We start from the raw sequence: 25,593 nt of genomic DNA on the forward strand, positions 1-25,593 counted from the left end.
GGGGGGGCCGCCCGCCGCGAGTGCGCGGGGTGGCCGCCCGCGAGACCGCGCGCGCGGGTTAAGCCGGGGGGGGCGCCGAGGGTCACCCAGCGCTCGCCGAGCGGGATGTCGGTGGCGGGCGCGGACAGGGCCGCCCACTCGGGGCGGAACAGCGACTCGTGGTGCCCGGCCCGCGAGGCGTCCAGCTGCTCGGCCGCCAGCGGGCGCAGCACCAGGCCGTCGATAGTGGCCACGGCGGCGCCGGTGCCGTCGGCGAGGTGCAGCGACACCCCGTCGGCGCCGGGCCGCAGCCGTACGCGCAGCGATGCGGCACCGCCGGTGTGCAGCCGTACGCCGGTCCAGGCGAACGGCAGCCGCGCCCCCTCGCCGCCCTCGCCCTCCTGGTCGAGGCCGAGGGTGTGCAGGGCGGCGTCCAGCAGCGCCGGATGCACCCCGTACGCGGCGGCCTGGGGCTCGAAGCCCTGGGGCAGCCGGATCTCGGCGAACAGTTCGTCGCCGCGCCGCCAGGCGGTGTGCAGCCCCTGGAAGACCGGGCCGTAGCCGAGTCCGGCGGCGGCCGCGCCCTCGTAGAACTCCTCGGTGGCGAGGGCCGTCGCGTCGGCCGGGGGCCAGGCGCTCAGGTCCACCCGCTCGGCGTCGCTCACCTGCTCGCCCGGGGCGAGGAAGCCGGTGGCGTGGCGGATCCACGGCTCGTCGGCGGGCACGTCCTCCCGGCGGGAGTGCAGGGTCAGCGGGCGCCGCCCGGTCTCGTCGGCCGCCGCGAGTTCCAGCCGCAGCTGGACGGCGCCCTGTTCGGGCAGGACCAGCGGGGCCTGGAGGGTCAGCTCCTCGACCGTGTCACAGCCCGCCTCGTGACCGGCGCGCAGCGCGAGTTCCACGAAGGCGGTGCCGGGCAGCAGCACGGTGTCCATGACGGCGTGGTCGGCCAGCCAGGGGTGGGTGAGCAGCGACAGCCGCCCGGTGAACACGAAGCCACCTGTGTCGGGAAGTTCCACCGCCGCGCCCAGCAGCGGGTGGTCGGCCGTGTCGAGGCCCGCGGAGATCACGTCCTCGACGGAGATGCCCACGTCGAGCCAGTAGCGCTGGCGCTGGAAGGCGTAGGTGGGCAGCTCCACGCGGCGGGCGCCGCGCCCGCCGTAGACCGCCGCCCAGTCCGGGACCGCGCCGCGGACATGGACGTGGGCGAGGGCGGTGGCGAGTGCCTGGGCCTCGGGGCGGCCACCGCGCAGGGTGGGGACGAACACCGCGTCGGTGTTCACACCGCCGTCGGTCCCGGTCCCGGTCCCGGTCCCGTTCCCGGTCTCCGTCCCGGCGAGGCAGTCCTCGCCCATCGCGGAGAGCACCCCGTCCGGGCCGAGCTCCAGATAAGTCGTCACGCCCTGTTCGCGCAGGGTGCGGACGCCGTCGACGAAGCGGACGGACTCGCGGACGTGGCGCACCCAGAACTCCGGCAGGCGGACCTCTTCGGCGGAGACCACGGTGCCGGTGAGGCAGGACACCAGCGGGATCTTCGGGGCGCTGTAGGTCAGGCACGCGGCCAGCTTGCGGAAGTCCGCGAGCATCGGGTCCATCTGCGGCGAGTGGAAGGCGTGGCTGACCGTGAGCCGCTTGGTCTTACGGCCCTTCGCCTCGAAGTCCGCCGCGATCTCCGTCGCCGCGTCCTCGTCGCCCGCGATGACCACGGAGTTCGGGCCGTTGAGGGCGGCAATCGAGACGCGCTCGTTCAGAAGCGGCGCCACCTCGCTCTCGGACGCCTGAACGGCGATCATCGCGCCATCGGCGGGCAGCTCCTGCATCAGCCGGCCACGGGCCGCGACCAGCGCGCACGCGTCGGCGAGCGAGAACACGCCCGCCACATGCGCGGCGGCCAGCTCTCCGATGGAGTGGCCGGACAGGTAGTCCGGCTTCACACCCCACGCCTCGACCAGCCGGAACAGCGCGACCTCGACGGCGAACAGCGCGGGCTGGGTGACCGCGGTGCGGTCCAGGGCCTGGGCATCCTCCCCGAACAGCACCGTCTTCAGCGGCCGTTCGAGGTGCGGGTCCAGCGCGTCGCACACCTCGTCCAGCGCCTCCGCGAAGCGCGGGAACGTCCGGTACAGCTCACGGCCCATGCCGAGCCGCTGGCTGCCCTGACCGGTGAACAGGAACGCCACCTTGCCCTCGGTGGCCGTCCCGCGCAGCGCCTGCGCCGGGTGCTCACCGCGCGCCAGCGCGTCCAGCGCGCCCAGCGCCTCGTCATGGCCCTCGGCCACCAGGGCGACGCGGTGTTCCAGCGCGGCGCGGGTCGTGGCGAGCGAGAACCCCAGGTCGGTGAGGGAGGCCCCGGGCTCGGCGGCGATCCGCGAGCGCAGCCGCCGCGCCTGGGCCCGCACAGCGTCCTCGGTACGGGCCGACAGCAGCACCGGCACGTACGGCAGGGCCTCGGGCTCCGCCGCGGGCTCGTTCGGCTCGACGGCGGGCGGTTGCTCGATGATGGCGTGGGCGTTGGTGCCGCTGATGCCGAACGAAGACACCGCGGCCCGGCGCGGACGGCCGCTCTCCGGCCACTCCCGCGCCTCGGTCAGCAGCGACACCGCGCCCGCCGACCAGTCCACATGCGGCGACGGCTCGTCCACGTGCAGCGTCCGCGGCAGCAGACCGTGCCGCATCGACAGGACCATCTTGATGACACCGGCGACACCGGAGGCGGCCTGGGTGTGGCCCAGGTTGGACTTGACGGAGCCCAGCCACAGCGGCTGTTCCGCGTCCCGCTCCCGGCCGTAGGTGGCCAGCAGCGCCTGCGCCTCGATGGGGTCGCCCAGGGTGGTGCCGGTGCCGTGCGCCTCGACCACGTCCACCTCACCGGTGGTCAGGCGGGCGTTGGCGAGGGCCTGACGGATGACGCGCTGCTGGGACGGGCCGTTGGGCGCGGTCAGACCGTTGGACGCGCCGTCCTGGTTGACGGCCGAGCCGCGCACGATCGCCAGCACCTCATGGCCGTGTCGACGGGCGTCCGACAGCCGCTCCAAAAGCAGCATGCCCGCGCCCTCGCCCCAGCCGGTGCCGTCGGCGGCGGCCGCGAACGACTTGCAGCGGCCGTCCCTGGCCAGTCCGCGCTGGCGGCTGAAGTCGATGAACGTACCCGGGGTGAACATCACCGTGACACCGCCGGCCAGCGCCAGCGAGCACTCGCCCTGGCGCAGCGCCTGCGCGGCCAGGTGCAGCGCCACCAGCGACGACGAGCAGGCCGTGTCGACCGTGACGGCCGGACCCTCCAGACCGAAGGTGTAGGCCACGCGACCGGACACCACGCTGCTGGAGCTGCCGGTGCCGAGGTAGCCCTCGACCTCGCTGGGGACGGCGTGCAGCCGGGACCCGTAGTCGTGGTACATGACGCCCGCGAACACACCGGTCCTGCTGCCGCGCACGGACAGCGGGTCGATACCGGCGCGCTCGAACGCCTCCCACGAGGTCTCCAGCAGCAGCCGCTGCTGCGGGTCCATCGCCAGCGCCTCACGCGGCGAGATCCCGAAGAACGCCGGGTCGAACTCGGCGGCGTCGTGCAGGAATCCGCCCTCGCGGGCGTAGGAGGTGCCCTGGGTCTCCGGGTCCGGGTCGTAGAGTGCCTCGAGGTCCCAGCCACGGTTGTCCGGGAAGCGGGAGATGCCGTCCTCGCCCGCGGCGAGCAGCTGCCACAGCTCCTCGGGGGTGGTGACCCCGCCGGGGTAGCGGCAGCTCATCGCCACGATGGCGATCGGCTCGTCGTCGGTGGCGGCCACGACCGGCACCGGCGTGTGCACCACCGGGGACTGCGCGCCGACGAGCTCGGTGCGCAGATGGCGGGCCAGGACCTGCGGGTCCGGATAGTCGAAGATGAGTGTCGCGGGCAGCCGCAGCCCGGTGACCGTGTTGAGCTGGTTGCGCAGCTCTACGGCGGTCAGCGAGTCGAAGCCCAGCTCCTTGAACGCCCGGCCGGAACCGATGGTCTCCGCACCGGCGTAGCCGAGCACGGTGGCCACCTGCGCCCGGACCAGATCCAGCAGCAGCCGCTCCTGCTCGGGCTCGGACAGCCCGGCGAGCCGCCCGGCCAGGCCGGACTCGCCGCCCGCCGCGACCGCGTCCACCGCGCGCCGTGCCGGGATCCGCACCAGACCGCGGAACAGGGGCGAGACCGCGCCGCCGGCGGCCTGGGTGCGCAGGGCCGCGATGTCCACCCGCATCGGCACCAGCGACGCCTCGGAGACGGTCAGCGCGGTGTCGAGCAGCGCGAGGCCCTCGGCCACCGGCAGCGGCGGCAGTCCGGCGCGCCGCATCCGGGCGATGTCGGCCTCGTCCAGGGTGCTGCCCATACCGGCCCCGGCCCACAGACCCCACGCGAGCGCGGTGGCGGGCAGGCCCTGGGCGGCGCGGTGGCGGGCGAGGGCGTCCAGGAAGGCGTTGGAGGCGGCGTAGTTGCCCTGCCCCGGGCCGCCGAACACACCGGAGGAGGACGAGAACAGCACGAAGGCGGTCAGGTCCAGCTCGCGGGTCAGCTCATGGAGGTTCCACCCCGCGTCCACCTTGGGGCGCATGACGCGGTCGACGCGCTCGGGGGTGAGCGAGCCGATCACACCGTCGTCCAACACGCCTGCGGTGTGCACGACCGCCGTCAGCGGATGCTCGACGGGGACGGTGGCGAGGGTCGCGGCGAGCGCGTCCCGGTCCGCCACATCACACGCCGACCAGCTGACCGTGGCCCCCAACTCGACCAATTCAGCGGCGAGTTCTTCCGCACCCGGGGCCTGGTCGCCGCGACGGCTCACCAGCAGCAGCTGCCGTACGCCACGCTCGGCCACCAGATGCCGGGCCACCAGACCGCCCAGCGAACCGGACGCGCCGGTCACCAGCACCGTGCCCTCGGGGTCGAGACCCCGGGCGTCGTCGCCCTCCGGCTCGACGGCCACCCGTGCCAGCCGCGGCACGGACACCGCGCCCGCGCGGATCGCCAGCTGCGGCTCGTCCGAGGCCAGAGCGGCGGGCAGCGCCCGCAGCGACTCGTCCGCGCCGTCGGTGTCCACCAGCACGAAGCGGCCCGGGTTCTCCGACTGCGCCGAGCGCAGCAGACCCCAGACGGCCGCACCGGCCAGATCCGCCACCGGCTCGTCGTCCTCGACGGCCACCGCGCCACGGGTCACCACGACCAGCGGGGCGTCCCCGAACCGCTCCTCCTCCAGCCACCGCTGGACGACGGAGAGCGCCGCGGCGGCGGCACGGTGCGCCGCACGGGCCACCTGCTCACCGACCTCGGCGGACGGCGACACGACGACGTACTCGGGCACGGGCGCGGTGCCCGCGGCGACCGCCCCGGCCAGCGTCTCCAGGTCCCCGTACGCCGAGGTCCCGAGCCCGAGCGGATCGGCGCCCAGCACCGCCCACCGGCCGTCGGCGGGAACATCCGCCCCGGCCGCGTCGGCGAGCCCGGCCGTGGTCGCCCACTCCAGGCGGAACAGCGAATCGTGGTAGGCCGTGCGCGCGCTCTGGATCTGCTCGGCCGAGACCGGGCGCAGCCCGAGCGTCTCGACGGCCGCGACCGGCGCGCCGGTGGTGTCGGCGATCTCCAGCCGGACACCGTCGGTGCCCGCGGGGGCCAGGTGCACCCGCAGCGCCGAGGCGCCGCTCGCGTACAGCGACACGCCGGTCCAGGCGAACGGCAGCCGCCCCTCGCCGCCCGTGTTGCCCAGGCCGCCCATGCCGATGGCGTGCAGGGCGGAGTCCAGCAGCGCCGGGTGCAGCCCGAACGCGGCGGCCCCCTCGGCCGTCTCCTCGTCCAGCACCACCTCGGCGAACACCTCGCCACCGCGCTGCCACGCCCTGCGCAGCCCCTGGAACGCGGGGCCGTAGGCGAAGCCGATGTCCAGCAGGCCCTCGTAGCGGCCGTCCAGCTCCACCTCGGTCGCGTCCGCCGGGGGCCACGCGCTCAGCTCGAACGACGCCTCCGGACGGCCGCCGGACGCCAGGACACCGGCGGCGTGCCGGGTCCACGGCTCCTCGGCGGGCAGGCTCTCCAGCCGGGAGTGCAGCGACAGCGGGCGGCGGCCCGTCTCGTCGGCCGCACCGACCGAGAGCCGCAGCTGGACGCCGCCCCGCGCGGGCAGCACCAGCGGTGCCTCGAGGGTCAGCTCCTCCAGGTAGTCGCAGCCGACCTGGTCACCGGCGCGGATCGCCAGCTCCACGAACGCGGTGCCGGGCAGCAGCACCGTGTCCAGGATGGTGTGACCCGCGAGCCACGGGTGCGTGGACAGCGCCAGCCGTCCGGTGAACAGCATCCCGTCCGCGTCCGGCAGTTCGGCGCTGGCGCCGAGCAGCGGATGCCCGGCCTCGCCCAGCCCGACCGCGGCCACGTCGCCGAGGAACAGCGACGAGACCTTCGGCCAGTAGCGCTGCCGCTGGAAGGCGTACGTGGGCAGCGTGACCTGCGCGGCGCCGGTACGCGCGTAGTAGGCCGCCCAGTCCACCGCCACGCCACGCACATGGGCCCGTGCGACGGCCTTCGCGAGCGCCTCACCCTCGGGGCGGCCCTTGCGCAGCGCGGAGACGAACGCGGCGTCCGCCGCGGAGTCGGTCACACACTCCTGGGCCATCGCGGTGAGGACACCGTCGGGGCCCAGCTCGATGAACGTGGTGACGTTCCGCGCCTCCAGCGTCCGCACACCGTCGAGGAAGCGGACCGCCTCGCGGACGTGGCGCACCCAGAAGTCGGCGGTCGCGATCTCCTCGGCGGAGACAAGCTCGCCCGTCAGGTTGGACACGATCGGGATACGCGGGGCCTCGTAGATCAGCCCCTCGGCCACCTCGCGGAACGCCTCCAGCATCCCGTCCATACGCGGAGAGTGGAACGCGTGGCTCACGGTGAGCCGCTTGGTCTTACGACCCTGCGCCTTGAACGCGGCCGCGATCTCCCCGGCCGCGTCCTCATCACCCGCGATGACCACCGACGACGGCCCGTTGAGCGCGGCGATGCTGACCCGCTCGGTCAGCAGCGGCGTGACCTCGTCCTCGGAAGCCTGGACGGCGATCATCGCGCCACCGGCCGGAAGCGCCTGCATCAGACGGCCACGGGCCGCCACCAGCTTGGCGGCGTCGGCGAGCGAGAGCACACCGGCCACATGCGCGGCGGCCAGCTCACCGATCGAGTGCCCGGAGACGAAATCGGCCTTGAGGCCCCATGCCTCGACCAGCCGGAACAGCGCCACCTCGATGGCGAACAGCGCGGGCTGGGTGAAGCCGGTCCGATCCAGCGCCTCGGCGTCGTCGCCGAACAGCACGTCCCGCAGCGGCCGTTCGAGGTGCGTGTCCAGGTGGGCACACACCTCGTCCAGGGCGTCCGCGAACACCGGGAAGGTCTCGTACAGCTCACGGCCCATGCCGAGCCGCTGGCTGCCCTGCCCGGTGAACAGGAACGCCACCTTGCCACCGGCCACCGAGCCCTTGACGAGCTTGGGCGTGCCCCGTCCCTCGGCGAGCGCCGCCAGGCCGGACAGCAGCCCGTCCCGGTCATCGGCCACCAGCGCCGCGCGCTCCTCGAAGGCGGTACGGCGCGTGGCGAGCGTGCACGCCACGTCGGTGAGGTCCAGCTCGGGCCGCTCGTCGAGGTGGGCGCGCAGCCGTACGGCCTGGTCGCGCAGGCCCTCGGGGGACTTGGCCGAGAGCACCCAGGTGGCGGGGGAGCCGGACCGGGGCGCGGCGGCGGGCGCCGTGTCCTCGGTCTCGTCCGCGTACACCGGGGCCTGCTCGATGATGGTGTGCGCGTTGGTGCCGCTGATGCCGAACGAGGACACCGCGGCCCGGCGCGGACGGCCGGTCTCCGGCCACTCCCGCGCCTCGGTCAGCAGCGACACCGCGCCCGCCGACCAGTCCACATGCGGGGTGGGCTCATCGACGTTGAGGGTCCGCGGCAGCAGTCCGTGCTGGATGGCCAGCACCATCTTCATCACACCGGCGACACCGGCCGCGGCCTGCGTATGGCCGAAGTTGGACTTGATGGAGCCGAGCCACAGCGGCTGCTCCGGCTCCCGCTCCTGGCCGTAGGTGGCGAGCAGCGCCTGCGCCTCGATCGGGTCACCCAGCTTGGTGCCCGTGCCATGGGCCTCGACCGCGTCCACCTCGGACGCCGACAACCCCGCACCCGCCAACGCCTGCCGGATCACCCGCTGCTGCGAGGGACCGTTCGGCGCCGTCAGACCATTCGACGCACCGTCCTGGTTGATGGCGGAGCCACGCACGACCGCCAGCACCTCATGACCGTTACGCCGGGCATCCGACAGCCGCTCCACGAGCAGCATGCCCACACCCTCACCCCAGCCAGTGCCATCCGCACCCGCCGCGAACGCCTTGATCCGCCCATCAGAAGCCAGCCCACGCTGACGACTGAAGTCCACAAACGAACCCGGCGTCGACATCACCGTCACACCACCGGCCAACGCCAACGAACACTCACCCGCACGCAACGCCTGAATCGCCCAGTGCAACGCCACCAACGACGAAGAGCAGGCCGTGTCCACCGTCACCGCCGGGCCTTCCAGGCCCAACGCGTAGGACACCCGGCCCGACATCACACTGGCCGCGTTACCCGTCCCCATGAAGCCTTCCGAACCATCGGGGGCGGAGAGGATCACGGGCAGATAGTCCTGGCCGTTGGTACCGGCGAACACGCCGACCTGCTGGCCGCGCAGCGTGGTCGGGTCGATCCCGGCCCGCTCGAACGCCTCCCACGAGGTCTCCAGCAGCAACCGCTGCTGCGGGTCCATGGCCAGCGCCTCACGCGGCGAGATCCCGAAGAAGACGGGGTCGAACTCGGCGGCGTCGGCGAGGAATCCGCCCTCGCGGACGTAGCTGGTGTGCTCGCCCGCGCCCTCCGGGTCGTACAGCGCCTCCAGGTCCCAGCCACGGTCGGCGGGGAAGCCCGTCACCGCGTCCTGGCCGGACGCCAGGAGCCGCCACAGCTCCTCAGGCGACCGCACACCACCGGGGAAGCGGCAGCTCATGCCGACGATCGCGATGGGGTCGTCGTCCAGGGCCACGCCCACCGACGACGCTCCGGTCACGGCCGGGCGCGAGCCGATGAGTTCGGCCTGGAGGTGGTCGGCGAGGGCGATCGGGGTGGGGTAGTCGAAGATGATGGTGGCGGGCAGCTTCAGCCCGGTGAGCGTGGACAGCAGGTTGCGGATCTCGACCGCGGTCAGCGAGTCGAAGCCGAGGTCGCGGAAGGCGCGGCTGGGCTCCACCGAGTCCGGCCCGGGGTGGCCGAGGACGACGGCCACCTGGGTGCGGACGAAGTCCAGGGCGATCTGGTCGCGTTCCTCGTCGGTTCCGGCGTCGGTCAGCCGCTGGGCCAGCGACGTGGGCCGGCCGGGGATGGCGGGGCCGCCGGTGGCGGTGCGTGCCACCTCGATCGCGCGCTTGGCCTCGGAGAGGTCGGCGAGCAGCGGGTTCGGGCGGTGGCCGGCGAGGCCGGGCGCGAAGCGGTTCCATTCGATGTCCACGACGAGGGAGAAGGTCTCGTCGAGGTCGAGCGCGGCCCCCAGGGCGGCGGTGGCCGGTTCGGGGGCGAGGGCGGGCAGCCCGGACTGCCGGAGCCGCTCGGCCACCAGCTCGTCGGTGGCCATGCCGCCGTCGGCCCAGGCGCCCCAGGCCATCGAGGTGGCGGGCAGGCCCTCGGCGCGGCGCTGTTCGGCGAGCGCGTCGAGGTAGGCGTTGGCGGCCACGTAGTTGGCCTGTCCGGCGGCGCCGAAGGTGGCGGCCATGGAGGAGAAGAGCACGAAGGCGGACAGGTCGAGACCGCGGGTGAGCTCGTGCAGATGGCGGGCGGAGTCGGCCTTGGCGCGCAGCACATCGGCCATGCGCTGCGGGGTCTGGGCGTCGAGCACCCCGTCGTCCAGCACTCCGGCGGCGTGGACGACCGTGGTCAGCGGGAGGTCCGCGGGGACGGTCGCCAGCAGCCCGGCGAGGGCGTCGCGGTCGGCCATGTCGCAGGCGGCGACGGTCACCTGGGCGCCGAGGGCGGTGAGTTCGTCCCGCAGCTCGGCCGCGCCGGGCGCGTCGGGGCCACGGCGGCTGGTGAGCAGGATGTGCTGGGCGCCGTGGGCCACGAGCCAGCGGGCGACATGGCCGCCGAGGGCGCCGGTGCCGCCGGTGATCAGCGCGGTGCCGTGGGTGGTCCAGCCGTCCTCGGTGGTCTCGTGGTGCGGGGCGCGGGCCAGCCGGCGGGCGTGGATGCCCTGCGGGCGGATGGCGAGGTGGTCCTCGCCGCTGATGCCGTCGGGCCCGGCGAGGATGTCGGCGAGCCGCCCGAGGGCGCGGTCGTCGGCGGTCTCGGGCAGGTCGATCAGGCCGCCCCAGCGCTCGGGGTGTTCGAGGGCGGCGGTGCGGCCCAGGCCCCAGATCTGGGCCTGTTCGGGGCTGGTGAGCCGGTCGGAGCGGCCGACGGAGACCGCGCCGCGGGTGGCGGCCCACAGCGGGGCGTCGAGGTCGGCGTCGCCGAGGGCCTGGACGAGGGCGAGGGTGCCCGCGAGTCCGGCGGTGAGCGAGGGGTGCCGGTCGTGCGGGCGCTGGTCCAGGCCGAGCAGGGAGAGCACACCGTCGAAGGACGGGGCCGGGGCCGGGGCCGCCGGGTCCGGGCTCAGGGTGGCGCGGATCCGCTCGGCGAGGTCGGCTCGCTCGGCGGTGGTGCCGTCGACGTCGATCCGGTGGACGGTGACGCCGCGTTCGGCCAGCAGCCGCAGCGGCTCCGCCACCCAGGGGTCGTCGGCGTGTCCCTCGGGGGTGACCACGAGCCAGGTGCCGGTGAGCGGTTTGTCCGGGGTCTGCGGCAGCGGTGTCCAGGTGACGCGGTAGCGCCAGCTGTCGACGGTGGTGTCGACGTGGCTCTGCCGGCGCCACGCGGACAGGACCGGCAGCACCTCGCTGAGGGGCTGGTCGCCGTCGAGGCCGAGGGTTTCGACCAGGGCGGGCAGGTCCTCGCTGTGCACGACCTCCCAGAACCGGGCGTCGGCCACGGCCGGTGCGGCGGCCTCGGCGGCGGCCGAGTCGACACCGTACGAGAAGGGGTTGGCGGGCCAGTAGCGCTGCCGCTGGAAGGCGTAGGTGGGCAGCTCGGCGCGGCGGGCGCCGGTGCCCGCGTAGTACCTGGCCCAGTCCACGGGCAGGCCGCGGACATGGGCCTGGGCGAGCGCGTTGCTCAGGGTGCGGGCCTCGGGGCGGCCGGAGCGCAGGGCGGGCAGGAAGGCGAAGGTGCGGTTCCGGCCGCCGCTCACGCACTCCTGGGCCATGGCGGAGAGCACCCCGTCGGGGCCGAGTTCCACGAAGGTAGTGACGCCGTGGTCCTCGAGGCGGCGGACGCCGTCGAGGAAGCGGACGGCCTCGCGGACGTGGCGGACCCAGAATTCGGGCGTGGTGATCTCGTCGGCGCTCACCAGGGTGCCGGTGAGGTTGGAGACGATCGGGATCTTCGGAGCCTCGTAGGTCAGCCGCTCGGCCACCTGACGGAAGTTCTCCAGCATCCCGTCCATGTGCGGGGAGTGGAACGCGTGGCTCACGGTGAGCCGCTTGGTCTTGCGGCCCTGCGCCTCGAAGCCCGCCGCGATCTCCACGGCCGCGCCCTCGTCACCGGCGATGACGACCGACGTCGGGCCGTTGATGGCGGCGATGGACACCCGCTCGGTCAGCAGCGGCGTCACCTCGTCCTCCGCCGCCTGCACGGCGATCATCGCGCCGCCGGTGGGGAGTTGCTGCATCAGCTGGCTGCGCGCGGCCACCAGGGCGGAGGCGTGGGTGAGCGAGAGCACCCCGGCCACATGGGCGGCGCTGAGCTCGCCGATGGAGTGGCCGGAGAGGAAGTCGGGCCGCAGCCCCCAGGATTCGACGAGGCGGAAGAGGGCCACCTCGACCGCGAACAGCGCGGGCTGGGTGTAGCCGGTCCGGTCGAGCGTGGCGGCGTCGTCGCCGAACAGCACGTCCTTCAGCGGCCGGTCGAGGAAGCGGTCGAGCTGGGCGCAGACCGCGTCCAGGGCCTCGGCGAACGCCGGGTAGGCCGCGTACAGCTCACGGCCCATGCCGAGCCGCTGGCTGCCCTGCCCGGTGAACAGGAACGCGACCTTGCCCTCGGCGGCGAGACCCTCGGTCACCTCGGGGTGGTGGCGGCCCTCGGCGAGCGCGTCGAGGCCCGCGAGGAGCTCGTCGTGGTCGGCGGCGACGACCGCGGCGCGGCGGTCGAGGGCGGCGCGGGTGACGGCCTGGGAGTAGCCGATGTCGGCGAGGCGGTGGCCGGGGTGGGCGGCCAGATGGGTCCGCAGCCGGAGCGCCTGGGCGCGCAGCGCCTGCTCGTTCTTGCCGGACAGCACGACCGGGACGAGGGGCGGTTCGGCCCACTGCGGCTCGCCGCCCTCGGCGTGTCCGACGGGGGCCGCGGTGGCCGGGGCCTCCTCGAGGATGGTGTGCACATTGGTGCCGCTCATGCCGAACGACGAGACGCCCGCGCGGCGCGGGGTGGCGCCCTCGGGGTCCTTGCCCCACTCGCGGGTGGCGGTGAGCAGTTCGACGTCCCCGGCCGTCCAGTCGACATGCGGGGTGGGCTCGGTGAGATGCAGGGTCTTGGGAAGCTGGCCGTGCCGCATCGCCATGACCATCTTGATGATGCCGCCGACACCGGCGCCCGCCTGGGCGTGGCCGATGTTGGACTTGATGGAGCCGATGAGCAGCGGTTTGCCCTCGGGTCGGTCCTGGCCGTAGGTGGCGAGCAGTGCCTGCGCCTCGATCGGGTCGCCGAGGGCGGTGCCGGTGCCATGGGCCTCGACGGCGTCCACCTGGTCGGGGCTGAGCCGGGCGTTGGCCAGCGCCTGGAGGATGACGCGCTGCTGCGAGGGGCCGTTGGGCGAGGTGAGGCCGTTGCTGGCGCCGTCCTGGTTGACGGCGGAGCCGCGGACCACGGCGAGCACCGGGTGGCCCTTGCGCTGGGCGTCCGACAGCCGCTCGACGAGCAGCATGCCGACGCCCTCGCCCAGGCAGAAGCCGTCGGCCTCCGGGGCGAAGGGCTTGGAGCGGCCGTCGAGGGCCAGTCCGCGCATCTTGCTGTAGTCGACGAAGACGCCGGGCGCGCACATCAGGGTGGCGCCACCGGCGAGGGCGAGCGAGCATTCGCCGTTGCGCAGCGCCTGGACGGCGAGGTGGAGCGCCACCAGCGAGGAGGAGCAGGCGGTGTCGACGGTGACGGCCGGACCCTCGAAACCGAAGGTGTAGGAAAGGCGGCCGGAGGCGACGCTCGCGGCGTTACCGGTGCCGAAGTAGCCCTCGAAGTTCTCATGGGAACTGAGGATCGCGCCCAGGTAATCGTGATTGCTGGTGCCGACGAAGACGCCGATCTGCCGGCCGCGCACCGCGACCGGGTCGATTCCGGCGCGCTCGAACGCCTCCCAGGAGGTCTCCAGCAGCATCCGCTGCTGCGGATCCATGCCGAGTGCTTCCCGGGGGCTGATGCCGAACAGCGACGGATCGAAATCGGCGATGCCGTCGACGAATCCGCCCTCGTGCACATAGCTGGTGCCGGGGTGGTCCGGGTCCGGGTGGTACATCGTGTCGACATTCCACCCGCGGTCCAGCGGGAACTCGCTGACCGCGTCGACGCCCTCGCTGACGATGCGCCACAGGTCCTCGGGCGATTGAACGCCTCCGGGATAACGGCAGCCGATCCCCACGATGGCGATGGGGTCGTGGTTCTTCGCCTCGGCCTCTTGCAGGCGGAGGCGAGTCTGGTGCAGATCCGCCGTTACCAGCTTGAGGTAGTCCCGCAGCGTCTCTTCATTCGCCATTTACGCAATCCAATTACGGCAGACGGCATCGGAAATGCTCCACAGATCCTCAACGGGAGCCGGTAACCAACAACCAAATCAGTCGACTTCTCGCTGAGAGGCTATGTAGGAACTAACCCTCATAACAACCCCTAGAGGCCCCCTATGACCCCCTGGATACCCAAGGAGCGATAGGGGGCCACCCGGTATTTTGAAACTCTATTGACGGGTAGAGAAAATCCTGGCCGACATCGGATACGACGTCAATAGCGAAATTCTCGTCAAGCCCTTCCGAGGCCCTTGTTGATGAATGCGAAGAGCTCTTCGTCACTGGCCGATTGGAGCTGCTCGGCGTCCACCGTGTCCTTCGCCGGGCGCTCCGGCGCCGCCGCGGCGGCGGGCTCTGCGGTGACCGCCGTGCCGTCCGACTCGTTCCACTTCGCCAGCAGCGACTGCAGCCGCATGGTGATCCGGGCCCGGGTGATGTTGTCGGGCGCGGTGCCGGTGAGCGCGGACTCCAGCTTGTCGAGCTCCTCGAGCACCGCGGTGCCGTCGGCCGCCTCGTCGGGCGCGATCCCGGCCCGCAGATAGGCGGCCACGGCGGCCGGGGTCGGGTGGTCGAAGATCAGGCTCGGGGGCAGCTTCAGCCCGCTCGCGGCGCCCAGCCGGTTGCGGAGCTCGACCGCGGTCAGCGAGTCGAAGCCCAACTCCTTGAAGGCCCGGCCGGCCTCGATGGCCTGGGCGCCGGAGTGGCCCAGCACGGCGGCCACCGCACTGCGCACCAGATCCAGCAGCACCCGTTCCCGCTCGGTCTCCGGCAGGCCCGCGAGCTGCCCGGCCAGGGCCACACCGGCGGCGCCCGCGTCGTCGGTCTCGGCCGCGGCCATCTCCTCGACGACCTCGCGGGCCTCGGGCAGGTCGTGCAGCAGCGGACGCGGCCGGTCGGCGGTGAAGGCGAGGGTGAACCGCCGCCAGTCCATGTCGATGACGGTCAGCGCGGTCTCGTCGCGGTCCAGCGCGTGCTGGAGCGTGGCGGTGGCCGGCTCCGGCGCCATCTCGTTGATGCCGTGGCGGCGCATCCGGTCGCCGACGGCACCGTCCACCGTGGCGCCGTCGCCCCACGGGCCGAAGGTCAGCGTGGTGGCGGGCAGCCCATCGGCGCGGCGCTGCTCGGCGAAGGTGTGCAGGAAGGCGTTGCCGGGCGCCTGGTTGCCCTGGCCGGGCGCGCCGAAGGTGGCGGAGAAGTGCGAGCACAGCACGAACGCGGTCAGGTCCAGCTCGCGGGTGAGCTCGTGCAGATGGCGCGTGGCGTCCACCTTCGGCCGCAGCACCCGCTCGACCTGATCGGGGGTCAGCCCCTCGATCACTCCGTCGTCGATGACGGCGGCGGTGTGCACGACGGCCGTCAGCGGCTGGTCGGCGGGGATGGCCGCGAGGGTGTCGGCGAGCGCGGCGCGGTCGGTCACATCGCACGCGGCGAGGGTGACCTTGGCGCCGAGCGCGGTCAGCTCGGCCTCCAGCTCGACCGCACCGGGGGCGTCCGGGCCCCTGCGGCTCGCCAGGACGAGATGGTCGGCGCCGTTGCGGGCCAGCCACCGCGCGACCTGTGCGCCGAGCCGTCCCGTACCGCCGGTGACCAGCGTGGTGCCGGTCGGCTTCCAGGCCCGTACGGCGGAGGTGTCGGCCAGCGGGGCGCGCACCAGGCGGGGCCCGAAGACGCCCGTGGCACGGATCGCGGCCTGGTCGTCGTCGCCGTCGGAGGCGAGGAGGCCCACCAGCCGGGTCAGGGCGCGCTCGTCGGGCGTGTCGGGCAGGTCGATCAGACCGCCCCAGCGCTCCAGGTGCTCCAGCGCGGCCACCCGGCCCAGGCCCCAGACGAGGGCCTGTTCGGGCGCGGCCGGGCGGTCGGTGCCGCCCACGGAGACGGCGCCGTGTGTGAGGCACCACAGCGGCGCGCCGATCCCCGCGTCGCCGAGGGCCTGGACCAGCGCGAGCTGGGCGGCCGTTCCGGCGGGCAGGGAGGCGTGCTCGGGGTGTGCGCCCTCGGCCGGGGCCAGCAGCGAGACCACCCCGGCGAACGCGGCGCCGTCGGCTCCGGCACCGTCGGCCTCGGTTTCGGCTCCGGCTCCGGCTCCGGCTCCGGCTCCGGCTCCGGCTTCGGCTCCGGCTCCGGCTCCGGCTCCGGCTTCGGCGAGCGCGGTGCGCAGCCGCCCGGCCAGCTCCTCCCGGCCGTCGATGGCGGTGTCCACGGCGATCCGCGTCACGTCGGCGCCGCGTTCGGCGAGCACGCCGGCCACGGCGTCGGTCCAGGCGTCCTCGGTGGCCGGGGCGACGACGAGCCAGGCGCCGGTCAGCCGCGCGGACCGCTCCTCGGCGAGCGGCTTCCACGTCACGTGGTAGCGCCAGCCGTCCACCGTGGACTGCTCACGGGCCTGCCTGCGCCACGATGCCAGGGCGGGCAGGACGGCGCTCATGGGCTGATCGCCCTCGACCGTCAGCTCGGCGGCCAGCGTCTGCCAGTCCTCGGCCTCCACGGCGGACCAGAACTTCGCCTCCACGGCGTCGTGCCCGCTCTCCCCCGCGGTCCGCGGCTGCGCGGCCTCGGGCCAGTAGCGCCGCTGCTGGAAGGCGTACGTGGGCAGCTCGATCCGGCGCGCGCCGGTGCCGTCGAAGAACGCGTCCCAGTCCACGGCCACACCGCGCGACCACGCCTCGCCGACGGAGGCCCAGAAGCGGTCAAGACCGCCCTCGTCACGGCGCAGCGACCCGATCGCGGCCGCGTCCACACCGGCGTCCTCGGCGGTCTCCTGCACGCCCATCGTCAGCACCGGGTGGGCGCTGGACTCGATGAACACACCGAAGCCCTCGTCCAGCAGCCGCCGGACCGCGCCCTCCAGCTCAACGGTGCGCCGCAGGTTGGTGAACCAGTACTCGGCGTCCAGCTCAGGGCCCTCGACCCACTCCCCCGTCACCGTGGAGAGGAACGGCACCTGGGCGTTCTTCGGCTGTACGGGGGCCAGCAGCTCCAGCAGCTCCTCGCGGAGCAGTTCGACCTGGGCGGAGTGCGACGCGTAGTCCACCGGCACCCGCCGGGCCCGCACCTCGTCGGCCTCGCAGGACGCCAGAAGTTCGTCCAGCGCGGCCGATTCACCGGAGACGACCACCGACGACGGCCCGTTGACCGCCGCCACCGAGATCCGCTCCTCGCCCCAGACCGCGATCCGCTCGCGCACATCCGCAACCGGCAGCGCCACCGACACCATGCCGCCCCTGCCCGCCAGCACCCGGCCAATGGCCTGGCTGCGCAGCGCCACCACACGGGCCGCGTCCTTCAACGACAGGGCTCCCGCCACACACGCGGCGGCGATCTCACCCTGCGAATGGCCGATCACCGCGGCCGGGACGACGCCCAGCGAACGCCACAGCTCCGCGAGAGACACCATCACCGCGAACAGCACCGGCTGGACCACATCCACCCGCTCCAGCGACGGCGCGCCCTCCGCGCCGCGCAACACATCGACCAGCGACCAGTCGGTGAACTCCGCGAGCGCCGCGGCACACTCCTCGATGTGGGCCGCGAAGACGGGCGAGGCGTCCATCAGCCCCACGCCCATGCGCACCCACTGCGACCCCTGCCCGGGGAAGACGAACGCCGTCTGCCCGGCGACCACGGCGCCCCGCTCCACCCCGGCCGCCATGCCGCCCTCGGCGAGTGCGGTCAGCCCGGCCATCAGCTCCTCGCGGTCCCGGCCCTGGACCACACCGCGGTGGTCCAGCGCGGAGCGGGTGGTGGCCAGCGACAGGCCGATGTCCACCGTGCGCAGCGCCGGTTCGTCGTGGAGCCGGTCCAGCAGCCGCCACGCCTGGGCGCGCAGCGCCGCCTCGCTCTTGCCGGAGAGCACCCACGGCAGCACACCGGGGTGCTTGGACACCAGCTCGACCGGGCCCGGCTCCTCGGCGGGGGCCTGCTCGACGATGGTGTGCGCGTTGGTGCCGCTGAAGCCGAAGGAGGAGATGCCCGCGCGGCGCGGACGGCCGGTCTCGGGCCATGGCGTGACCGACCTGACCAGCGCGATCTTCCCCGTCGACCAGTCGATGTGCGGGGACGGCTCGGCGATGTGCAGCGACTCGGGGACGACCCCGTGCTGCATCGCCAGCACCATCTTCATGACCCCGGCGATGCCCGCGGCGCCCTGGGTGTGGCCGATGTTGGACTTCACCGAGCCGAGCAGCAGGGGCAGTTCCTCGGGCCGGTCCTGGCCGTACGTGGCCAGCAGCGCCTGCGCCTCGATCGGGTCGCCCAGCGAGGTGCCCGTGCCATGGGCCTCCACGACGTCCACATCGCCCGCGGACAGCCGCGCGTTGGCCAGCGCCTGCTGGATGACGCGCTGCTGGGAGGGGCCGTTGGGCGCGGTCAGACCGTTGGACGCGCCGTCCTGGTTGACGGCGGAGCCGCGCACCACGGCCAGCACCTTGTGGCCCAGGCGGCGGGCGTCCGAGAGCCGCTCCAGCAGCAGGACGCCCACGCCCTCGGCCGGGCCGAAGCCGTCGGCGTCCGCCGAGAACGCCTTGCAGCGGCCGTCCTCGGACAGTCCGCGCTGACGGCTGAACTCGATGAACAGACCCGGCGTGGACATCACATGGACGCCGCCCGCCAGGGCGAGCGAGCATTCGCCCAGCCGCAGCGACTGGACGGCCAGGTGCAGCGCCACCAGCGACGCGGAGCAGGCCGTGTCCACCGTGACGGCCGGGCCCTCCAGGCCGAACACGTAGGAGAGCCGGCCGGAGACGACACTGCTGGCGTTGCCGGTGCCGAGGTGGCCGCCGAAGTCGTCCTCGGCGTCGAGCGCCACCGTCAGATAGTCGGAGGCGTTCATGCCCGCGAAGACACCGGTCCGGCTGCCGCGCAGGGACGCGGGGTCGATCCCGGCCCGCTCGAACGCCTCCCACGAGGTCTCCAGCAGCAGCCGCTGCTGCGGGTCCATCGCCATGGCCTCACGCGGCGAGATCCCGAAGAACGCCGCGTCGAACCGGGTGGCCTCGCCCAGGAAGCCGCCCTCGCGGGTGTAGGTGGTGTCCGGGGTGTCCGGGTCGGAGTCGAACAGGTTCTGGAGGTCCCAGCCGCGGTCGGCCGGGAACTCCGTCTGCGCCTCGCCGCCGGAGGCCATGAGCTGCCACAGCTCCTCGGGGGTGCTGACACCTCCGGGGAAGCGGCAGCTCATGCCCACGATGGCGATCGGCTCATGGGCCTGGTCATCGGCCTCCTGCAGCCGCCGGTGGGCGGCGGTGAGGTCGGTGGTGACCTTCTTCAGATATTCGCGGAGCTTGGCTTCGTTCGCAGTCGCCATGGACGTTCACCTATTCGCAATGCTCTTGATCGTCGGGGGGTCCGGATGAGGGTGCTGCCGCGCTTCAGCCGTTACCGAACCTCTTGTCGATGAAGTCGAAGAGCTCGTCGTCACTGACCTCTTCGAACGCTTCCGTCTCGGCTTCCGCCCCGGCGTCGTCCGCGGTGCGACGCACGTCGTTCCACTTCGCCAGCAGCGTCTGCAGGCGCACGGCGATGTTCGCATGCGCGGCCTCGTCCGCCGTCACCGAGACCAGCTCCTCCGGCGTCAGCGAGGACAGGCTGTTCTCCAACCGCTCCAGCTCCTCCAGTACGGGCACTCCGGGGCCCTCGGCCTCCGGCGCCACTTCCTGGCGCAGATGGCGCGCGAGCGCCACCGGCGTCGGGTAGTCGTAGACCAGCGTGGCCGTCAGCTTCAGCCCGGTGGCCGCGTTCAGCCGGTTGCGCAGCTCCACGGCGGTCAGCGAGTCGAAGCCCAGCTCCTTGAACGCCTGCTCGGCGCCCACCTGCTCCTTCGAGGCGTAGCCCAGCACGGCGGCCACCTGACGGCGGACCAGATCCAGCACGGTCCGCTGCCGCTGGGCCTCCGACTGCCCGGCCAGCCGCTGGGCCAGGGTGCCCTCGCCGGTGTCCGCCACGGCCTCCGGGGCGGCGGGGCCACCGGCCGCGGCGCGGCGCACGGGCGTGCGCACCAGGCCGCGGTAGAGGGGCGGCAGCTCCCCGGTGGTGGCGGCGGCGCGCAGCGTCGCCATCTCCAGCCGTACGGGCACCAGGACCGCCTCGTCGGCCACGGCGTGGGCCGCGTCGAACAGGGCGAGCCCCTCCGCCGCGGACAGCGGCAGCACCCCGCCGCGCGCCGCCCGCTTCTGGTCGGCCTCACCGAGCCTGCCGCCCATGCCACGCTCCTCGGCCCACATGCCCCACACCAGGGACAGCGCGGTACGGCCGGTGGCGCGGCGGTGGCCGGCGAGGGCGTCGAGGAAGACGTTCGCCGCCGCGTAGCCGCCCTGGCCCGCGCCGCCCAGCGTGCCGGCCGCGGCCGAGAAGAGCACGAAGGCGGACAGATCCAGATCGCGGGTCAGCTCGTGGAGGTTGACGGCCGCGTCGACCTTGGGCCGCAGCACCGTGTCCACCCGCTCGGGCGTCAGCATGTCGATGACGCCGTCGTCGAGGACGCCCGCGGTGTGCACCACGGCCGTCAGCGGACGGTCGGCCGGAATCGCGGCCAGCAGCCCGGCCAGCGCCTCCCGGTCGGCCGCGTCGCACGCGGCGACCGTGGCCTGAGTGCCCAACTCGGCGAGCTCCGCCACCAGTTCGGCCATGCCGTCGGCGGCGGGGCCGCTGCGGCTGGTCAGCAGCAGATGACGGGCGCCGTGCGCGGTGGCCAGATGGCGGGCGAAGAGCCTGCCCAGACCGCCGGTGGCGCCGGTGATCAGTACCGTGCCGTCCGGGTCGATGGCCCCGGCGGCCCCGGCGGCGCCGATGGCCTCGGTGGCGTCGATCGCCTTGGCGGTCCCGGTGGCATCGGTGGCCTGGCCGGCGTCGGCGGCGCCGATGGCCGGGATGGCCCCGGCGGCGCCGATAGCCTTAGCTGCCCCGGTGGCCCTAGCTGCCCCGGTGGCCTTAGCTGCCCCGGTGGCGTCGATGGCCTTGGTGACGTCGGTGGCGTCGACGACCTCGGTGGCGTCGGTGGCGTCGATGACACTGGCGGACCGGGTGACATCGACGGTCTTGGCGGACCCCAAGGCATCGACGGCCCCGGCCGTCCCAGTGGTCGGGGCGGCCTCGGCCCTGGCCAGGCGTGGCGCGTACGCCGCCCCGGCGCGCAGCGCCAGCTCGGGCTCGTCCGAGTCCAGTGCCGCCGCGATCGCCGGGTACGACACCTCGCCGTCCACGTCCAGCAGGACGAACTGGCCCGGGTTCTCCGTCTGCGCGGACCGCAGCAGACCCCACGCCGGGGCGTGCACCAGGTCCGCCACCGCCGTGTCACCGGCCGCGGCGACCGCGCCACGGGTGACCACCACCAGCCGGGCCGCACCGGGCCGGCCGCCGTTCAGCCACTCCTGGAGCAGGCCCAGGACGCGGTGGGTGGCCGTGTGCGCACCGGCGGCGAGGCCGCCCTCCGCGGCGCCCGGCTCGGGCGGGAACGGCACCAGCACGGTGTCCGGCGCGGGCCCGCCCGCCTCGACCGCCGCGTTCAGCGATACGAGGTCGTCGTGGACGGTGGCACGGAACCCGGCCGTCTCCAGGGCCACGCTCAGCTTGAGCTCATCGCCGCCGATGACGGCGAAGCCCATCGACGCGGCCTCCGAGGGCGCCGCCACCGGCGCCCAGTCGATACGGAACAGCGACTCATGGCGGTCGGAGGTGGCAGCACCGGCGATCCGGTCCACCTCCAGCGCCCCGGTCACCAGCGCGTCCACCGACGCCACCGGCGCGCCCGACTCATCGGCCGCCACCATCGACACCGCGCCGTCCTCGGTCGGCGCGAGCCGTACGCGCAGCGCCTCGGCGCCCACCGCGTACAGACTCACCCCACGCCAGGAACGCGCCACCGCGGCACCGCCTGCGCCCAGCGCCAGCGGCTGCAACGCGCCGTCCAGCAGGGCCGGGTGCAGGGCGAAGCGAGCCGCCTCGGGCTGCCGCTCCTCCGCGATACGCACCTCCGCGAACACCTCCTCGCCACGTCGCCAGACCCGGCGCAGGCTCTGGAACGCCGGGCCGTGCAGCAGTCCGGCGCGCGCCATGCCCGCGTACAGCTCATCGGTGTCGACCGGCTCCGCGTCGGCGGGCGGCCAGACGGACAGCGACTGGGCGCCGCCATCCGCCGGGGCCTCGGGCGCGAGGACACCGGCGGCGTGCCGGGTCCACGGCCGGTCCGCCTCCGAGCGCTCGTCACGCCCGTACACGCCCAGCGGGCGACGGCCTTCACGGTCTGGCTCGCCGACCGACACCCGCAGCCGCACCCCGCCGCGCTCCGGCAGGACCAGCGGCTCGTCCAGGGTCAGCTCCTCCAGCAGCGCACAGCCCACATGGTCCCCGGCGCGCACCGCCAGCTCCACGAACGCGGAGCCCGGCAGCACCGCCGTGTCCGCGACCGTGTGGTCCGCCAGCCACGCGTGCGAGGCGAGCGACAGCCGCCCGGAGAACACATACGCGTCCGCGTCGGGCAGTTCCACCGCCGCGCCCAGCAGCGGGTGATCGGCCGAGCCGAGCCCCGCCGAGGCCACCTCGTCCAGGCTCAGCTGGGCGTCGACCCAGTAGCGGCCGCGCTGGAAGGCGTACGTCGGCAGCGCGACCTTCCGCGCGCCCGTACCGGCGAAGAACGCCTCCCAGTCCGGGGCCAGGCCACGGACGTACAGCCGGGCCAGCGCGCCCGTCACCGCCTCGGTCTCCGGCCTGCCCTTGCGCAGTGCGGGCAGCAGCTCGGCCGCGTCGGGCTCGGCCAGGCAGTCCTGCGCCATGGCGGTGAGGACACCGTCGGGGCCGAGCTCGACGTATGTGGTGACACCCCGGGCTTCGAGCGTGCGGACACCGTCGAGGAAGCGGACCGCCTCGCGGACATGGCGCACCCAGAAGTCGGGGCTGGTGATCTCCTCGGCGGAGACCACGTTCCCGGTGAGGTTGGAGACGATCGGGATGCGCGGGGAATCGTAGGTCAGCCCCTGCGCCACCTCGCGGAACGCCTCCAGCATCCCGTCCATACGCGGCGAGTGGAACGCGTGGCTGACCGTGAGCCGCTTGGTCTTCCGGCCCTGCGCCTCGAAACCCGCCGCGATCTCAGCCGCCGCGTCCTCATCGCCCGCGATGACCACCGAGGCCGGACCGTTGAGCGCGGCGATCGAGACGCGCTCGGTGAGCAGCGGCGCCACCTCGTCCTCCGACGCCTGCACCGCGATCATCGCGCCACCGGCCGGGAGTTCCTGCATCAGTCGGCCACGCGCCGCCACCAGCTTCGCGGCGTCCGCGAGCGAAAGCACACCCGCCACATGCGCGGCGGCCAGCTCACCGATGGAGTGCCCGGACAGGAAGTCCGCCTTCAGGCCCCAGGTCTCCACCAGCCGGAACAGCGCCACCTCGACCGCGAACAGCGCAGGCTGAGTGAAGCCCGTCTGATCCAGCGCGGACGCGTCGTCGACGAACAGCACATCCCGCAGCGGCCGTTCGAGGTGCGCGTCCAGGTGGGCGCACACCTCGTCCAGCGCGTCCGCGAACACCGGGAAGGCGTCGTACAGCTCACGGCCCATGCCCAGCCGCTGGCTGCCCTGCCCGGTGAACAGGAACGCCACCTTGCCACCGGCCACCGAGCCCTCGACCAGGCCCGGCACCTCGGACTCGCCGCGCGCCAGCGCCGCGAGACCGCTCGGCAGCCCGCCCCCGCTGTCCGCGGTGAGCACGGCCCGGTGGTCCAGGGCGGCGCGGGTCGTGGCCAGCGAGTAGGCCACATCGGTGGCGGCCGGTGCGGCCGGTGCGGTCTCGCCGCCGAGGTGGGCCAGGAGCCGTTCGGCCTGACCGCGTACGGCGGCCGGGGACTTGCCCGACAGCACCCACGGCACCGTCGGCAGCTCCACCACCGGGGTGGCGGCCGGGCGCTCCTCCTGCTCCGGGGCCTGCTCCAGCAGGGTGTGCGCGTTGGTGCCGCTGATGCCGAACGCCGACACCGCGGCCCGGCGCGGACGGCCGGTCTCCGGCCACTCCCGCGCCTCGGTCAGCAGCTCCAGCTCACCGGCGGACCAGTCGACATGCGGGGTCGGCTCGTCCACGTGCAGCGTCGGCGGCAGCACACCGTGGCGCAGCGCCAGCACCATCTTCATCACACCGGCGACACCGGCCGCGGCCTGCGTATGCCCGATGTTGGACTTGATGGAGCCGAGCCACAGTGGCCGACCCTCCTCGCGGTCCTGGCCGTAGGTGGCCAGCAGCGCCTGCGCCTCGATCGGGTCACCCAGCGTCGTACCGGTGCCGTGTGCTTCGACCGCGTCCACCTCGGACGCCGACAACCCCGCACCCGCCAGCGCCTGCCGGATCACCCGCTGCTGCGACGGACCGTTCGGCGCCGTCAGACCATTCGACGCACCGTCCTGGTTGATGGCGGAGCCACGCACGACCGCCAGCACCTCATGACCGTTACGCCGGGCATCCGACAGCCGCTCCACGAGCAGCATGCCCACACCCTCACCCCAGCCCGTGCCATCCGCACCCGCCGCGAACGCCTTGATCCGCCCATCAGCAGCCAGCCCACGCTGACGACTGAAGTCCACAAACGAACCCGGCGTCGACATCACCGTCACACCACCGGCCAACGCCAACGAACACTCACCCGCACGCAACGCCTGAATCGCCCAGTGCAACGCCACCAACGACGAAGAACACGCCGTATCCACCGTCACCGCCGGACCCTCAAGACCCAACGCGTACGACACCCGGCCCGACATCACACTGGCCGCGTTACCCGTCCCCATGAAGCCATCGCCGCCGTCCGGCGAATGGAGGACGAGCGACATGTAGTCCTGGCCGTTGGTGCCCGCGAACACACCGACCTGCTGACCGCGCAGCGTGGTCGGATCGATCCCGGCCCGCTCGAACGCCTCCCACGACGTCTCCAGCAGCAACCGCTGCTGCGGATCCATCGCCAGCGCCTCGCGCGGCGAGATGCCGAAGAACGCCGCGTCGAAGTCCCCGGCGTCCGCCAGGAATCCGCCCTGGCGGACATAGCTGGTGTGCTCGGTGGCCGAGTCCGGGTCGTACAGCGCCTCCAGGTCCCAGCCGCGGTCGGCCGGGAAGCCCGTCACCGCGTCCTGCCCGGAGACCAGGAGCCGCCACAGCTCCTCAGGCGACCGCACACCGCCCGGGAAGCGGCAGCTCATCCCGACGATCGCGATCGGATCGTCGGCGACCGCCACCGCCGTGGACGGCACACCGGCCACCGTGCCGGCCGCGCTCTCCTCGCCCAGGATCTCCGTGCGGAGGTGGGCGGCGAGCGCCGAGGACGACGGGTAGTCGTACACCAGGGTGGGCGGCAGCCGCAGCCCGGTCACGGTGTTCAGCCGGTTGCGCAGCTCCACCGCCGTCAGTGAATCGAAGCCCAGGTCCCGGAAGGCCCGGTCCGCCTCGACCGCCTCCGCGTCGGAGTGGCCCAGCACATCGGCCACGGCCGAGCGCACCAGGTCCAGCAGCAGCCGCTCGCGCTCCGCCGCCGGGACCCCCGTGAGCCGCTGGGCCAGCGAGGACTCGTCCGCGCCGCCACCGGCCGTACGGGCCGTACGCCCGCCTTCGGTTTCCAGCGCCGTACGCGCCTCGGGCAGCTCCAGCAGCAGCGGGCTCGGCCGGGCGGCGGTGAAGCCGGGGGCCAGCCGCTCCCAGTCGAGGGGCGCGTCCGGCCGCGCGGTCTCGGACCGGGTCCGGGGGGGTCGCTGGGGGGCGAGTGGGGGGGGCGCCGCCCGC

The 25,593-nt window shown here is 73.8% G+C and carries 3 protein-coding genes; all 3 read right to left on the bottom strand.

What is annotated here, in order from left to right; translation table 11 throughout:
- Nucleotides 1–13,823 (bottom strand): type I polyketide synthase (locus ACFXB5_RS37070; RefSeq protein WP_385216644.1); only part of this gene is annotated, 13,823 nt, incomplete at its 3' end.
- Nucleotides 13,824–14,083: 260 nt separating this feature from the next.
- The gene (locus ACFXB5_RS37075; RefSeq protein ID WP_385216647.1) at nucleotides 14,084–19,150 is read right to left on the bottom strand and encodes a type I polyketide synthase; all 5,067 of its coding nucleotides are present in this window, start codon (nucleotides 19,148–19,150) and stop codon (nucleotides 14,084–14,086) included.
- A 64-nt stretch (nucleotides 19,151–19,214) separates the two neighbouring features.
- Nucleotides 19,215–25,301, bottom strand: coding sequence for an SDR family NAD(P)-dependent oxidoreductase (locus tag ACFXB5_RS37080; protein WP_385216649.1), 6,087 nt, complete (start codon nucleotides 25,299–25,301; stop codon nucleotides 19,215–19,217).
- Nucleotides 25,302–25,593 lie beyond the last annotated feature (292 nt).

Origin of the sequence: Streptomyces sp. NPDC059455 (assembly GCF_042750115.1) — a bacterium.
GTDB classification, from domain to species: domain Bacteria; phylum Actinomycetota; class Actinomycetes; order Streptomycetales; family Streptomycetaceae; genus Streptomyces; species Streptomyces endocoffeicus.

What these genes read in the sequence shown, in the direction of transcription:
- ACFXB5_RS37075 (WP_385216647.1), bottom strand. Translation starts at nt 19,150, where the DNA reads ATGGCGACTGCGAACGAAGCCAAGCTCCGCGAATATCTGAAGAAGGTC.